14 protein-coding genes are annotated in these 13,730 nt (G+C 71.9%); 6 read left to right on the top strand and 8 right to left on the bottom strand.

What is annotated here, in order from left to right; all coding sequences use genetic code 11:
* Window positions 1-101: 101 nt before the first annotated feature.
* From AC08OX_RS02130 to AC08OX_RS02165, 8 genes are read right to left on the bottom strand one after another with little or no spacing between them, the layout of a single operon-like run.
* On the bottom strand, window positions 102-551 hold the full coding sequence (locus AC08OX_RS02130; RefSeq protein WP_476606243.1) for a metal-sulfur cluster assembly factor: 450 nt from the start codon (window positions 549-551) through the stop codon (window positions 102-104).
* The gene (sufU, locus tag AC08OX_RS02135; RefSeq protein ID WP_011436104.1) at window positions 548-1,066 is read right to left on the bottom strand and encodes a Fe-S cluster assembly sulfur transfer protein SufU; all 519 of its coding nucleotides are present in this window, start codon (window positions 1,064-1,066) and stop codon (window positions 548-550) included. Before sufU ends, AC08OX_RS02130 begins: the two co-directional genes overlap by 4 nt.
* Window positions 1,063-2,391, bottom strand: a complete 1,329-nt coding sequence (locus AC08OX_RS02140) for a cysteine desulfurase (RefSeq protein WP_476606244.1) — start codon at window positions 2,389-2,391, stop codon at window positions 1,063-1,065. Before AC08OX_RS02140 ends, sufU begins: the two co-directional genes overlap by 4 nt.
* Entirely contained in the window at window positions 2,388-3,182 is a 795-nt protein-coding gene (gene sufC, locus AC08OX_RS02145; RefSeq protein ID WP_476606245.1) for a Fe-S cluster assembly ATPase SufC, read from the bottom strand. The genes AC08OX_RS02140 and sufC overlap by 4 nt, the downstream gene beginning before the upstream one ends.
* Before the next feature lie 8 nt (window positions 3,183-3,190).
* Entirely contained in the window at window positions 3,191-3,568 is a 378-nt protein-coding gene (locus AC08OX_RS02150) for a non-heme iron oxygenase ferredoxin subunit (RefSeq protein ID WP_476606246.1), read from the bottom strand.
* Complete coding sequence (gene sufD, locus AC08OX_RS02155; protein WP_476606247.1) at window positions 3,565-4,824, bottom strand: Fe-S cluster assembly protein SufD; 1,260 nt, start codon at window positions 4,822-4,824, stop codon at window positions 3,565-3,567. The genes AC08OX_RS02150 and sufD overlap by 4 nt, the downstream gene beginning before the upstream one ends.
* Complete coding sequence (gene sufB, locus AC08OX_RS02160) at window positions 4,824-6,236, bottom strand: Fe-S cluster assembly protein SufB (protein ID WP_476606248.1); 1,413 nt, start codon at window positions 6,234-6,236, stop codon at window positions 4,824-4,826. The genes sufD and sufB overlap by 1 nt, the downstream gene beginning before the upstream one ends.
* A complete protein-coding gene (locus tag AC08OX_RS02165) occupies window positions 6,233-7,129 on the bottom strand; it encodes a helix-turn-helix transcriptional regulator (RefSeq protein ID WP_476606249.1) in 897 nt (298 codons plus the stop codon). Before AC08OX_RS02165 ends, sufB begins: the two co-directional genes overlap by 4 nt.
* 326 nt (window positions 7,130-7,455) lie before the next feature.
* On the opposite strand from AC08OX_RS02165, the gene AC08OX_RS02170 reads away from it, so the two are divergent.
* The 6 genes from AC08OX_RS02170 to AC08OX_RS02195 all read left to right on the top strand — a co-directional run bounded on the left by AC08OX_RS02170 (window position 7,456) and on the right by AC08OX_RS02195 (window position 13,724).
* Complete coding sequence (locus AC08OX_RS02170) at window positions 7,456-8,160, top strand: hypothetical protein (protein WP_476606250.1); 705 nt, start codon at window positions 7,456-7,458, stop codon at window positions 8,158-8,160.
* 150 nt (window positions 8,161-8,310) lie between these two features.
* Complete coding sequence (glpK, locus tag AC08OX_RS02175; protein ID WP_476606251.1) at window positions 8,311-9,942, top strand: glycerol kinase GlpK; 1,632 nt, start codon at window positions 8,311-8,313, stop codon at window positions 9,940-9,942.
* Window positions 9,943-9,999: 57 nt separating this feature from the next.
* Window positions 10,000-10,539, top strand: coding sequence for a transcriptional regulator (locus AC08OX_RS02180; RefSeq protein WP_023841558.1), 540 nt, complete (start codon window positions 10,000-10,002; stop codon window positions 10,537-10,539).
* Window positions 10,540-10,650: 111 nt separating this feature from the next.
* Window positions 10,651-11,775: an ABC transporter ATP-binding protein gene (locus AC08OX_RS02185; RefSeq protein ID WP_476606252.1), complete on the top strand. Its 1,125-nt coding sequence runs from the start codon at window positions 10,651-10,653 to the stop codon at window positions 11,773-11,775.
* Window positions 11,772-12,557 carry an ABC transporter permease gene (locus AC08OX_RS02190; RefSeq protein WP_476606253.1) on the top strand — a complete coding sequence of 262 codons (786 nt, stop codon included), beginning with the start codon at window positions 11,772-11,774 and terminating at the stop codon, window positions 12,555-12,557. Before AC08OX_RS02185 ends, AC08OX_RS02190 begins: the two co-directional genes overlap by 4 nt.
* A gap of 138 nt (window positions 12,558-12,695) precedes the next feature.
* Window positions 12,696-13,724, top strand: a complete 1,029-nt coding sequence (locus AC08OX_RS02195) for a COX15/CtaA family protein (protein ID WP_476606254.1) — start codon at window positions 12,696-12,698, stop codon at window positions 13,722-13,724.
* The last annotated feature ends 6 nt before the right edge of the window (window positions 13,725-13,730 follow it).

The following is a 13,730-nucleotide window of genomic DNA, read 5'->3' on the forward strand; positions in this document are numbered from 1 at the left end:
GCCTGGCGGGCGGATACGGGCGGAGTGAGCGGTGGTTGCTGGGTAGCCAGCCGTACGTTGCGCGAACCCCACCGGTTGTTCATCCGGTGGGCCGGGGGCCGTCAGACGTTGAAGCCGAGCGCGCGCAGCTGCTCGCGACCGTCGTCGGTGATCTTGTCCGGCCCCCACGGCGGCATCCAGACCCAGTTGATGGTCACGTCCGCGGCCAGCCCGTCCGGGCCGTCGACCAGGGCGGAGCGGGTCTGGTCCTCGATGACGTCGGTGAGCGGGCAGGCCGCCGAGGTCAGCGTCATGTCGAGGGTGACGGTGTTGTCGTCGGCGACGTGGATGCCGTAGACGAGGCCGAGGTCGACGACGTTGATGCCGAGTTCCGGGTCGACGACGTCGCGCATCGCCTCCTCGATGTCCTCGAAGCTGGCGAGCTCCGGCGGGGCGCCCGGTCCCGTCGGGTCCGGGTCCAGCACCGGCTTCGGGACCCCGGCGGGCTGATCCGCCGCCTCGGCGGTTTCTCCCGTCGCGGCCGAGCGCGTCTCGGTCACCGTCTCGCTCATGGCTTCTCCTGCTCGGGTACGTCGAGGGGGGCGACGCGGGGGTACGCGACAGAGGTGGATGCGCCGGCGACGGCAACGCTCGGATCCATCGCCTTGGCGGTCGCGTCCTTCCACGCCATCCAGGACAGCAGGGCACATTTCACCCGGGCGGGGTACTTGGAGACGCCGGCGAACGCCACGGCGTCCTCCAGCACGTCCTCGTCACCCTCGATGGTGCCCCGCGACTGCATCAGCGCCAGGAACTCGCGTTCGAGCTTCAGCGCCGCGTCGACCGACTTGCCGATCACGAGGTCGCTCATGACGCTCGCCGACGCCTGACTGATCGAACAGCCCTCGCTCTCGTAGGAGACGTCCTCGACGACCCCGTCCGAGACCTTCACCCGCAGGGTCACCTCGTCGCCGCAGGTCGGGTTGACGTGGTGCACTTCGGCATCGAAGGGATCCCGCAGCCCCCGGTGGAGCGGGTTGCGGTAGTGGTCCAGGATGATCTCCTGGTACATGGAGTCGAGTTTCACCTCAGAAAGAACCTCCGGACCCCGTGCAGTCCTTCCACCAGGGCGTCGATCTCGCCGGTCGTCGTGTAGAGGTGGAACGACGCGCGGGTCGTCGCAGGTACCCCGAACCGCAGGCAGACCGGCCGGGCGCAGTGGTGCCCGACCCGCACGGCGATGCCGCGCTCGTCGAGGATCTGTCCGACGTCGTGGGGATGGATCGGCCGGCCGTCGTCCTCGTGCAGCACGAAGGAGATCGCCCCGCCGCGGGCGTCCGCCGTCGGCGGACCGATGATCCGCAACCCCGGCACCTCGGCGAAGGCGTCCAGCGCGTAGGCCGTCACCGCGTGCTCGTGCTCGGCGACGGCCGGCATGCCGAGCGCGGTCAGGTAGTCGACGGCCGCGCCGAGCCCGACCACCTGGGCAATCATCGGGGTGCCGGCCTCGAACCGGTGCGGCGGCGCCGCGTAGGTCGAGCCCTCCATGGTGACAAGCTCGATCATCTCGCCGCCGCCGAGGAAGGGCGGCATGACCTCGAGCAGCTCGTAGCGTCCCCAGAGCACCCCGACCCCGGTGGGCGCGCACATCTTGTGCCCGGTGAAGGCCAGGAAGTCCACCCCGAGCTCGGTGACGTCGACCGGGTTGTGCGGCACCGACTGGGAGCCGTCGAGCACGGTCAGCGCGCCGACCTCGCGGGCCCGCGCCACCACCTGCGCGACCGGGTTGATCGTGCCGAGAATGTTCGACTGGTGGACGAAGGCGACGACCTTCGCCCGCTCGGTGATAATCGAATCGAGGTTGCTCAGGTCGAGCCGGCCGTCGTCGGTCAGCCCGATCCAGCGCAGCGTCGCCCCGGTGCGCCGGGCCAGCATCTGCCACGGCACGAGATTGGAGTGATGCTCCATCTCGGTGACGACGATCTCGTCACCCGGGCCGACCCGGAACCGCTCCGCCTCGGCGCCGGCGGCCCCGGCGTTGCTCATCGCGTAGGCGACGAGGTTCAGCGCCTCCGAGGAGTTCTTGGTGAACACCACCTCCCGGCGGTCGCCAGCCCCGATGAAGGCGGCGACTTTGTCCCGGGAGGCCTCATACAGCCCGGTGGCCTCCTCGGCCAGCACGTGGATGCCGCGGTGCACGTTGGCGTTGTGCAGCTCGTAGTAGGTCCGCTCGGCGTCGAGCACCGCTAGCGGCTTCTGCGAGGTGGCGGCGCTGTCGAGGTAGACCAGCGGCCGGTCGCCGTGCACCGTGCGGGCTAGGACCGGGAAGTCCCGGCGGACCTGCTCGACGTCGAACCCGCCGACGAGCCGGGGTCCGGACCCCGGGCGCACGGCCGCGTCGGTCAGCGTCATGACGCCACTCCCACGCCGGCCGGCGTGGCCGCACCGCCACCCTTGACGTAGCGGTCGTAGCCGGACTCCTCCAGCACGGCGGCCAGTTCCGGGCCGCCCTCGTCGACGATCCGCCCCGCCGCCATGACGTGGACGAACTTGGGACGGATGTAGCGCAGGATGCGGGTGTAGTGGGTGATGAGCAGGATGCCCGTCTCCCCCTTGGCCCGCACCGACTCGATACCTGCGGAGACGATGCGCAGCGCGTCGACGTCGAGGCCGGAGTCGGTCTCGTCCAGCACGGCGATCTTCGGCTTGAGCAACGCCATCTGCAGGATCTCGTGGCGCTTCTTCTCGCCGCCGGAGAAGCCCTCGTTGACGTTGCGCTCGGCGAACGCCGGGTCCATCTCGAGCGCGGCCATGGAGGTCTTGACCTCCTTGACCCAGGTCCGCAGCTTCGGCGCCTCGCCGCGCACGGCCGTGACCGAGGAGCGCAGGAAGTTCGACACCGAGACCCCGGGGATCTCCACCGGGTACTGCATCGCCAGGAAGATCCCGGCCCGGGCCCGGGCGTCGACGCTCATCGCGAGGACGTCCTCGCCGTCGAGCGTGATGCTGCCCTCGGTGACCGTGTACTTGGGATGGCCCGCGATCGAATAGGACAGCGTCGACTTGCCCGACCCGTTCGGCCCCATAATCGCGTGCGTCTCGCCCTTGCGGACGGTCAGGTCCACCCCGCGCAGGATCTCGCGCGTGCCCTCGCCGTCCGTCTCCACCGAGACATGCAGATTGCGGATCTCCAGTGTGGACACCGCTGCCGTCACCCTCGTTCCGGGTTCGAATGTGTGACGTCGACGAGCACGTCGTCGCCGTCGATGGTCACTGCGTACGTGGGCACCGGCTCAATCGCCGGCAGGCTCAGCGGGACGCCGCTGGCCAGGTCGAACTGGGACCCGTGCAGCCAACACTCGATCTTGCCGTCCTCGGCCTCGCCCTGGGAGAGCATCACGTCGGCGTGCGAGCACTCGTCACGCACGGCGTAGACCGCCCCGCCCGACCGCACCACGCACACCGGCACACCCTCGATCTCGGTGCCGATCGCGGTGCCCTCGGCGAGGTCCGCGGCGGCACACACCCGGTGCCACCGCGGGGCGACCGAGGAGCTGCCCGCGGCAGAACCGCCGGTCGCGGTCGTCATCCGCCCACCTCCACCGACAACTCCGCCGACGACGGCTCCGCAGCCTCGTCCGGGAGGTCGGCCGACAGCTCGCCGACGATCTTGATCATGATGCGTTCCCGCAGCTCCGGCACGCCGATCCGGTCGATGATCTCGGCGAAGAAACCGTGCACCACGAGCCGGCGGGCCTCCTCGGGCGAGATCCCCCGCGACTGCAGGTAGAACAGCGCCTCGTCATCGAACCGGCCGGTGGCACTGGCGTGACCGGCACCGGCGACCTCACCGGTGAGGATCTCCAGGTTCGGGACCGAGTCGGCCCGCGCGCCGTCGGTGAGCACGAGATTGCGGTTGAGCTCGTAGGTGTCCGTGCCCACGGCGTCGGCGCCGATGAGGACGTCGCCGATCCACACCGCGTGGGCGGCGTCCCCGCGCAGCGCGCCCTTGTAGGTGACCCGGCTGCGGCAGGAACGCGGCTCGTGCGTGACGAGCAGCCGGTGCTCCTGGTGCTGGCCGGCGTCGGTGAAGAACACGCCGTAGAGCTCGGCGTCGCCGCCGGGCCCGCGGTAGTCCACGGTCGGGTTGAGCCGCACCAGGTCACCGCCGAGGGTGATGGTGAACGAGCGCAGCCGAGCGTCGCGCCCCAGCGAGTAGGCGTGCGCGCCGAGGTGCACGGCGTCGTCGTCCCAGTCCTGCAGGGTGATGAAGGTGAGCGAGGCGCCGTGCCCCACGTACACCTCGACGTTGCCGGCGTAGGTGGCGCTGCCGGTGTGGTCGAGCACCACGGTGGCGGACGCGAACGGGCCCACTTCGACGAGGACGTGACCGTAGGCCACCCCGCCCGGGGAGCCGCGCCGCCCGCCGTCGCCGCTCGTCGCGACGAACCCGGCCGGGGACCTGGGGCTCTCACCATGCAGGTGCACGACCACCGGCTCGGTGAGCGCGGCCTCGGCCGGGACGGTGACGGCGAGCGCGCCCGCCGACCGGGTCAGGGCGAAGGCGGCCACCCGGTCGGCCGGGGTCAGCACCCGACCGATCCGGGCGTCGGCGGCGGCGAGCTGCTCCACCTCGACCCCCGCGGGCGCGGTGACCGACACGGAGACCTTGCCGTCGGCCTCGGGGCCGGTCGGCAGTCCGCGCAGCCGGCGCAGCGGGGTGAACCGCCACGCCTCCTCGCGTCCGGTGGGCACGGCGTGGTCGAGCGGGTTACGGGACCGTACGGGACGGGGTACGGCACCGGAGGCGGCCGGGGGCCGACCGGTGGCGTCGATGACGACCATCAGCCGACCGCACCTTCCATCTGCAGCTCGATGAGGCGGTTGAGCTCGAGGGCGTACTCCATGGGCAGCTCCCGGGCGATCGGCTCGACGAAGCCGCGCACGACCATCGCCATCGCCTCCTCCTCGGACAGACCCCGGCTCATCAGGTAGAACAGCTGGTCCTCGCCGACCTTGGAGACGCTCGCCTCGTGCCCGATGGAGGCGTCGTCCTCGCGCACGTCAACGTAGGGGTAGGTGTCCGAGCGGCTCACCGTGTCGACGAGCAACGCGTCGCACTTGACCGTCGAGCGGGAGGCCGACGAGCCCTCGTTGATCTGGACGAGCCCGCGGTAGGACGTCCGCCCGCCGCCGCGGGCCACCGACTTGGAGACGATCGTCGAGGAGGTGCGGGGCGCGGCGTGCACCATCTTCGCGCCCGCGTCCTGGTGCTGACCGGCACCGGCGAAGGCGATGGAGAGCACCTCGCCCTTGGCGTGCTCGCCGAGCAGCCACACGGCCGGGTACTTCATCGTCACCTTGGAACCGATGTTGCCGTCGATCCACTCCATGGTGCCGCCCTCGTGGCAGGCGGCGCGCTTGGTGACCAGGTTGTAGACGTTGTTCGACCAGTTCTGGATGGTCGTGTACCGGCAGCGCGCGTTCTTCTTCACGACGATTTCGACGACCGCCGAGTGCAACGAGTCCGAGGAGTAGACCGGCGCCGTGCAGCCCTCGATGTAGTGCACGTAGGCGCCCTCGTCGACGATGATCAGCGTCCGCTCGAACTGGCCCATGTTCTCGGTGTTGATCCGGAAGTAGGCCTGCAGCGGGATCTCGACCTGCACGCCCGGCGGCACGTAGATGAAGGATCCGCCCGACCACACCGCCGTGTTCAGCGCGGCGAACTTGTTGTCCCCGACCGGGATCACCGAACCGAAGTACTCCTGGAACAGCTCCGGATGCTCACGCAGTCCGGAGTCGGTGTCCAGGAAGACGACACCCTGCTCCTCGAGGTCCTCCCGGATCTTGTGGTAGACGACCTCGGACTCGTACTGGGCGGCGACCCCGGCAATGAGGCGCTGCTTCTCCGCCTCGGGAATGCCGAGCCGGTCGTAGGTCGCCCGGATGTCCTCGGGTAGGTCCTCCCACTCCTCGGCCTGCTTCTCGGTGGAGCGGACGAAGTACTTGATGTTGTCGAAGTCGATGCCCGACAGGTCGGCACCCCAGGTCGGCATAGGCTTGCGCTCGAACAGCCGCAGCCCCTTGAGGCGCAGGTCGGTCATCCACGACGGCTCGGACTTCTTGGCCGAGATGCCGCGGACAACCGCCTCGGACAGGCCGCGCTCCACGTCGGCGGCGTAGGCGTCGGTGTCAGCCCATCCGAACCGATAGGAACCAAGGCCTTCCAGGGCGGTCTCGGCAGAGGTGGTCATAGGGCGAAACCCTCCGAAGACGAGGATGGTGGACAGGCCAGGGACGCGGGCCGAGCCGGGCCGGATCCGGCCACGGCGGAATCGGGCAGCACCCGAGCGGAGCCGTCCTTCCCGGACCCGCTCTGATCGGACCCGTTCCGATCGGACCGGGCACGCGAAGCCGTGCCGGGCGCCGTGCCCGCGGGCGGATGATCCGCGGCGGTGTGGCTCACGGCAGCGTGATCCGCGGGCGGGTGACCCGCGGGGATGTGGGTCGTGCAGACGCCGTCGCCATGCGCGATCGTCGCCAGGCGCTGCACGTGGGTGCCGAGCACGCGGGCCAGCACCGCGGTCTCAGCGTCGCACAACGCCGGGAAGCGCTCCGCGACGAACTGGACCGGGCAGTGATGCTGGCAGATCTGCAGACCGGTGGGCAGTTCGGAGACGCTGGCGGTGTACCCGGCGGCGGTCATCGCCTCGGCGAGCGCCGCCGGGCGATCCGCCGGCTCCGCCGCCACGACCGCCTCGCGCACCCGCCGCTCCAGGTCGACGGCGCGGGTATCGGCGAACTGGGTGACCGCGCTCGCGCCACCCACCTCGGCCAGGAAGTGCAGCGCACCGGCCGCGAGATCGGAGTAGGCGTTGGGACCGGCCTGATGGCCGGCTTCGGTGAGCGCGTAACGCCGGGCCGGGCGTCCCCGGCCACGCGGCCCCCGGGACCGGCTCTCCGTGGGCGTGATGATGCCATCCGCGACCATGGCATCGAGATGCCTGCGGATAGCCGCCGGGGAGACCCCGAGCTGACGGGACAGCTCGGCCGCCGTGGCCGAGCCGCCCTCCAGGAGCAGACGCACGACCCGGTCGCGGGTACGGCCGTCCGCCGTCCCGCTCGTCCCGTCGTGGTCGTATTTCACAACGCCAGTGTGCCTTATTTCCTGGGCGCAGTCGAACTGGGGTCGCCGGAACTACAGCCCAATGGGGCGATCTTCGCCACAGCCATGACGCAGATCACATCCGCCGGACGTGAGCACACAACGGATACCCACGGGCCGTACCCGACCGGCGACCGCAGGCGGCGGAATGCCAGACTTGCGCCCACTGCCATACCTGCGCGCCCACCAGGTCGGCACACCAGGTCGGCACACCAGGTCGGCACACCAGCGGGCCGACGGTCGCGACGCGCGGTCGCGCCCGGCCGCCACCGACCCGGAGACGATCCCAGGCGGGAGGCGACGGGCGGATGCGATCACAACTGTGGCGCGGCGGGGTCCGGCGGGCGCTGCTCTCCCTCGGACTGACTTTCCTGCTCGCGGCCTCGACGGCCTGCAGTGGCGGCGGGGAGAAGAGCAACGGGCTGGAGAAGCTGCCTGCCGGCGAGGTCGGCACGCGCACCCTGCAGGCGTTGCGCACCGCGACCGGCGTCCACGTCGTCGGCACCGAGGCCGACCCGCGCTCGGACGCCCCCGCCGGTTACGACCTGGTGATGTCCGGCACGGTCACCCGCGGCACCATTGACGAGTACGGTCAGCGGACCCAGATCTTCAAGATCAAAGACGACACCTACGTCCGCCGCGGCCGCGCCTACTACGAGGGGACCGGTGACGCCGCGGCCGGGAACCTCCTCGCCGACCGCTGGGTCCGCCTGGCCCCCGCCGACGCCGCGAAGTACAGCTACTTCACCCTCGACCGGCTCGCCGCGTCGCTGACCAGCTACGTCGTCGGGCTGTCCGGCCCGGTGCGGACCGAGAAGCTGGCCGGCACCCAGGCCGTCCGGGCCGCGGGCCCCGACGGAACAGCCTTCTGGGCGGCCAACACCGGGCCCGGCTATCCGTTGAAGGTGGTCGTCGCCGGCCGCTCCACCAACGAGATCACCTTCGACGATTACGGGACGCCCGCGACCGGCACCCCGCCCGGCGACGTCGTCGACCTGTCCAACCTCGGCTGAGCCGCCGTTCCCGGCACGCCGGGTCCGCCTTACCTACCCCTTCTTTCCTCCCCCGCGTCCCTCTCCTTACCGTGCATCGCTCCCCTACCATGCGTCCTTACCATGCGTCCTTAACCATGCGTCAGCGGACCCGTGGGCGGGAGGAACGAGATGAGCGTGCCGGCACGCGGATCCCTGGTGGCGGCGGTCGACCAGGGGACCACCGGGACCATGGTCTGCCTGCTCGACCGGGACGGGGTGGTCGTCGGCCGCGGCTACACCGAGATCCGGCCCGGGTTCCCCCGGCCGGGGTGGGTCGAGCAGGATCCGGACGAGCTCTGGCGCAGCGTCGTCGACACCGTCACCGCGGCCCTGGTCGGCTGCGGTCGCCGGGCCGGGGAGCTCGCCGCCCTCGGCATCACCAACCAGCGCGAGACCACCGTGCTGTGGGACCGGCGGACCTCCGCCCCGGTCCACCCGGCCATCGGGTGGCAGGACCGGCGGACGGCCGCGGTCTGCGAACGCCTCACCGCCGAGGGGCACGCGGGTGCGGTGGGGGAACACACCGGGCTGGTGCTCGACCCCTACTTCTCCGGCACCAAGATCGGCTGGATTCTGGACGACGACCCCGGGCTGCGCCGGCGCGCCGGTCGGGGGGAGATCGCCTTCGGCACCGTCGATTCCTGGCTGGTCTGGAAGCTGACCGCCGGGGCCGCGCACGTCACCGACGTCACGAACGCATCCCGCACCCTGCTGCTCGACCTCGCCGCCGCGAGCTGGTCCCCGGAGATGCTCGACCTGCTGGGCGTTCCCGCCGAGGTGCTGCCCGCCGTCGCGCCGAGCTCGCGGATCTACGCCGAGACCGATCCGGATGCCTTCCTCGGCGTGCGGATCCCGGTGGCGGCCGTGATCGGCGACCAGCAGGCCGCTCTGTTCGCCCAGGGCTGCTTCGAACCCGGGCAGGCCAAGAACACCTACGGCACCGGTTCCTTCGTGCTGGTGAACACCGGCTCGGCCCTGCCGGCACCGCAGTCGACGCTGCTGCGGACCGCGGCGTTCCAGCTCGACGGCGAACCGGTGCGGTACGCGCTGGAGGGGGCGGTCCTGTCCACCGGTGCCGCCATCGCCTGGCTGCGGGACTCCCTGGGGATCATCCGGGACGCCGCCGAGACCGCCGGCCTGGCCGCCTCCCTGACCGGCAACGACGGCGTCTACTTCGTCCCGGCACTCGCCGGCCTCGGCGCCCCCCACTGGGATCCCCGCGCCCGCGGCGCACTGCTCGGGATCACCCGGGGGACCACCCGGGCGCACGTCGTCCGCGCGGTGCTCGAGGGCATCGCCTACCGCACCCGGGACGTCGTCGAGGCGATGGGCGCCGCGGGCTTCCCCGTGCGCGAGCTGCGGGCCGACGGCGGGGCCGCCCGCAACCGCTGGCTCATGCAGTTCCAGGCCGATCTGCTCGGCGTCCCGGACAACATCGAGACGACTGCGCTCGGTTCGGCCTACCTCGCGGGGCTCGCGACCGGGTTCTTCGCCGACCGTGAGGAGCTCGCCGGGCATCGGCGCAGCGCCGAACGGTACCGGCCGCGGCTGTCCCGGGCCGAGCGGGACCGATCCTACCGGCGATGGCTGCGCGCCGTGGACCGGGCCCGGGACCGGGCCGACCGGGCCGACCGGGCCGACGCGGCCGGAAAAACACTCTCGCGATTCCCGGATTGCGCCCCGCGACCACGGGACCACGCCAGGGCCACGTTCCCTCGCGGCTTCTTGGTCGAACCGGCTGCCAGACGGACCGGGGCCTGACAATCTGTCACAGGGGGCGGTTGGCGTCTCCTGTCGACCCTGACCCGGACGGAGACCGTGACCGAGGCGGACTACGCCCTGGAGCTCGGCCGCCGGCTTCGCGCGGCGCGCAACCGGCGTGGCTTGTCGCTGCTGGACGTCCAGGAGCGCACGCATGGCCGGTGGACTGCTGGGACCCTGGGCGCCTATGAGCGAGGCTCTAGGACCCTGCGCGTGCATCGACTGGTCGAGCTCGCCGAGCTGTACGACGTTCCCGCGACGCTGCTGGTACCGCCGGCCGCCGATCGCCGCGAGACCGACCATCTGCCACCGCTGGTCATCGACCTGCGCCGGCTGCGCAAGCTGCCCCCGACCCGCACCGGGCCGCTACGGCGCTGGATCGCCATCGTGCAGGTCCTGCGGTCGGACAGCTCACGCGACGTCCTGCGGCTGCGTCGCTCCGACCTGCAGTCGTTGTCCCGGCTCTACAGCACCACACCGGCGATGCTGTACGAGCGGCTGGGCGCCTGGGGAGCGCTGGTGGAGCCAGGCGAGCCGGTGGCGGTCGGCGGGCGCCGCCGGGCGCTGCCCGTCCGCCCGCCGCAGCAACGGGGCTAGCAACGGGACCAGGGCGCGGCCGCCCGGTGGTGCCCGTTCCACCCGGCCGAAGGCCTCGTGCCGGGGCGGACCGGCCCTCCGCCCGACCCGCGATGTCCGTAGGATCGCAAGGTGGCCGAGATCCTGGCAGTCAGTGTCACGGACCTCGTGAAGACGTATTCCTCGCGGTCCGCTTCCCCGCGTTCCGGTCGTCGTCCTCACGGGTCCGGGCGGCGGACCCGCACCGGTCGGGCCGGGCGCGGTCCCGCGGCGTTCTCCACGTCCCCTACGCCGTCCCCTACGCCCCCTGTGCGCCAGGCGCCCCCGGCGCCGCCGGTCCCTTCCGGCGACGCCGCTCGACCGCCGACGACGCCCGATGGTCGGATACGCGCCCTGGACGAACTGTCACTTACCGTCCCGACCGGCACGGTCACGGCGCTACTCGGGCCGAACGGCGCCGGCAAGACAACCACCGTGGAGATCTGCGAGGGATTCCGCCGCGCCGACGCGGGCGAGGTGCGGGTCCTCGGGCTCGACCCCTGGGCGGACGCCGTTGCCCTGCGCCCCCGGGTCGGGGTGATGCTGCAGTCCGGGGGGATGTATCCCGGCGCCCGCGCCGGCGAGATGCTGCGCCTCGTCGCCTCGCACTACCGCCACCCGCTGGATCCCGCGGCGCTGTTGGACCGGCTCGGGCTGACCGGGTCCGCCGGTACCCCGTTCCGCCGGCTCTCCGGCGGCCAGCAGCAGCGGCTGTCGCTGGCGATGGCCGTGGTCGGCCGCCCGGAGCTGGTCTTCCTCGACGAGCCGACGGCCGGGTTGGACGTCCAGGGCCGGCGGGACACCTGGGAGCTCGTCGAGGAGCTGCGCACGGCCGGGGTCACCGTCGTGCTGACCACCCACGCCATGGACGAGGCAGAACGGCTCGCCGATCAGGTGATCATCGTCGACCACGGCAGGGTGGTGGCGGTCGGCTCCCCCGCGGAGCTCACCCGGGGCGGCGCCGAGGGGCAGCTGCGCTTCCGGGCCCCCGCCGGGCTGGATCTCGGCCGGCTGCTGCTCGCGCTGCCCGACGGCACCACCGCGCGGGAGGGCCCGGCCGGGCACTACCTGGTGCAGGGCACGGTCGACCCGCAGCTGCTCGCCGCGGTGACCGCTTGGTGCGCGGGTAACGGCATCCTGGCGGAGGATCTCCGGGTCGAACAACGCACGCTGGAGGACGTCTTCGTGGAAATGACCGGATCGGAGCTGCGCTCATGACCGGTGTCCCGCTGCTCGATCTGCGCCCGGCTCCGGCGCCCGCGTCGCGGGCCCGGATGCTGGCGGCACAGACCAGGCTCGAGCTGGTACTCACCCTGCGGCGCGGCGAGTCCGTCCTGCTCACCCTGATCATCCCGGTCGGTCTGCTGGCCTTCTTCACCGCCGTCGACGTGCTGCCGAGCTCCACCGAGCGGCCGGTGGACTTCCTCGTTCCCGGGGTGCTCGCGCTGGCCGTGATGTCGACCGCCTTCACCGGGCAGGCGATCGCGACGGGCTTCGAACGCTCCTACGGCGTACTCAAACGCCTCGGGGCGACCCCGCTGCCGCGCGTGGTCCTGCTCGCCGGCAAGACGTTGGCGGTGCTCGCCGTCGAGGTCATCCAGCTGGTGCTCCTGGTGGCGGTCGGATTCGCGCTGGGCTGGGACCCGACCGGCGGGCCGGTCGGGGTTCCGGCGGTGCTGGCGCTACTCGTCCTGGGCACAGCCGCGTTCTCGGGGCTCGGCCTGCTGATGGCCGGAGCCCTGCGGGCCGAGGCGACGCTCGCCGCCGCCAACGGCGTCTACCTGGTGCTGCTGCTGATCGGCGGGGTGGTGTTCCCGCTGTCGCAGCTTCCCGGCTGGCTGCGGGCGGTCGCCGAGGCGCTGCCGACCGCGGCGCTGTCGGACGGGCTGCGGGCCGTCCTGGCAGAGGGCGACGGTCCGGGGGCACGCCCCCTGATCGTGCTCGTGGCCTGGGCGGTGGCGAGTCTGGCGCTCGCCGCCCGCACCTTCCGTTGGGAGTAGAGCCGACAGGGAGGAGAGCCGACACCGCGACCGTCCGGTCACCGGGCACCGTCCGACCGGCAGGCACCATCCGACCGGCAGGCACCATCCGACCAACGGAGAAGGATCCGAGCGGCCTGCGCCGGACAGGGCGTTACCATGGCAGTCGTGCCAGCTTCTACAGAGCGTCGGAGTTTGCCGCTGATCAGCCTTCGCGCCTTCCGGCTCCTCACCACGCTCAACGTGGTCTTGCTGTCACTGATCGTGGTGAGTGGTGGCGTGGTCCGCCTGACCGGCTCCGGCCTCGGCTGCCCGACCTGGCCGCAGTGCGGGGACGGCTCGTTCGTGCCGCACTCGGAATACGCCCTGCACGGAGCGATCGAGTTCGGCAACCGGGTCGTCGGCCTGGTGGTCGGCCTCGTGACGCTGATCACCCCGCTGGTCGCGCTCCGCCTGCGGGGCGGACGGCGGCGCGATCTTCGACTGCTGTCCTTCGGCCTCTGGGTGGGTTTCCTCGGGCAGGCCGTGCTCGGCGGGATCACCGTCCTGACGAAGCTGCACCCGGCGACCGTCGCCGCCCATTTCCTGCTCTCCATGGTCCTGCTGTGGAACGCGGTCCTGCTGGACCACCGGGCCCGCCAGGACGCGGGTGCGCCGACCCCGGAGGTCGGTCCCGCGCTGCAGTGGCTGGCGCGCCTGCTGGTGGTCGTCTCGGCGGGGGTGCTCGTCCTCGGCACGGTCGTGACCGGCGCCGGGCCGCACAGCGGTGACAGCGATCATCCGGCCCGCTTCGGGTTCGACCTCGTCAACGTCTCCCAACTGCACGCCGACGGCGCGATGCTGCTGGTCGGGCTCGCCGCGGCCATGGCGTTCGCGGTGCGCGTCGCCGGGGCCCCCGACGAGGCCAGGCGGACCTCCCTCGCCCTGGTCGGGACCGTCCTCGCGCAGGCCGCGATCGGATTCACCCAGTACTTCCTCGGCGTTCCCGCTCTCCTCGTCACCCTGCACATGATCGGGGCGACCGTGATGTGGGTCGCCGCGCTGCGGCTCTGGCTCGCCCTGAGCTCCCGGCACCCACGGCCGGCACCGGGCGCGGCGCCCACGCTCGCGGCGGCCGGCGCCGAGGTCCCCACGCCCGCCGGGCCGGTCGGGACCACCGCTCCCACCGGCGCCGGCATCGGCTCCTAGCGGGAG

Source organism: Frankia sp. CoBUL1 (genome assembly GCF_978021245.1).

Bases quoted from the DNA above. Each gene is read 5' to 3' on its own strand.
- AC08OX_RS02130 (WP_476606243.1), bottom strand. From the start codon at position 551: ATGAGCGAGACGGTGACCGAGACGCGCTCGGCCGCGACGGGAGAAACC.
- AC08OX_RS02140 (WP_476606244.1), bottom strand. From the start codon at position 2,391: ATGACGCTGACCGACGCGGCCGTGCGCCCGGGGTCCGGACCCCGGCTC.
- AC08OX_RS02150 (WP_476606246.1), bottom strand. From the start codon at position 3,568: ATGACGACCGCGACCGGCGGTTCTGCCGCGGGCAGCTCCTCGGTCGCC.
- sufD (WP_476606247.1), bottom strand. From the start codon at position 4,824: ATGGTCGTCATCGACGCCACCGGTCGGCCCCCGGCCGCCTCCGGTGCC.
- sufB (WP_476606248.1), bottom strand. From the start codon at position 6,236: ATGACCACCTCTGCCGAGACCGCCCTGGAAGGCCTTGGTTCCTATCGG.
- AC08OX_RS02170 (WP_476606250.1), top strand. From the start codon at position 7,456: ATGCGATCACAACTGTGGCGCGGCGGGGTCCGGCGGGCGCTGCTCTCC.
- glpK (WP_476606251.1), top strand. From the start codon at position 8,311: ATGAGCGTGCCGGCACGCGGATCCCTGGTGGCGGCGGTCGACCAGGGG.
- AC08OX_RS02190 (WP_476606253.1), top strand. From the start codon at position 11,772: ATGACCGGTGTCCCGCTGCTCGATCTGCGCCCGGCTCCGGCGCCCGCG.
- AC08OX_RS02195 (WP_476606254.1), top strand. From the start codon at position 12,696: ATGGCAGTCGTGCCAGCTTCTACAGAGCGTCGGAGTTTGCCGCTGATC.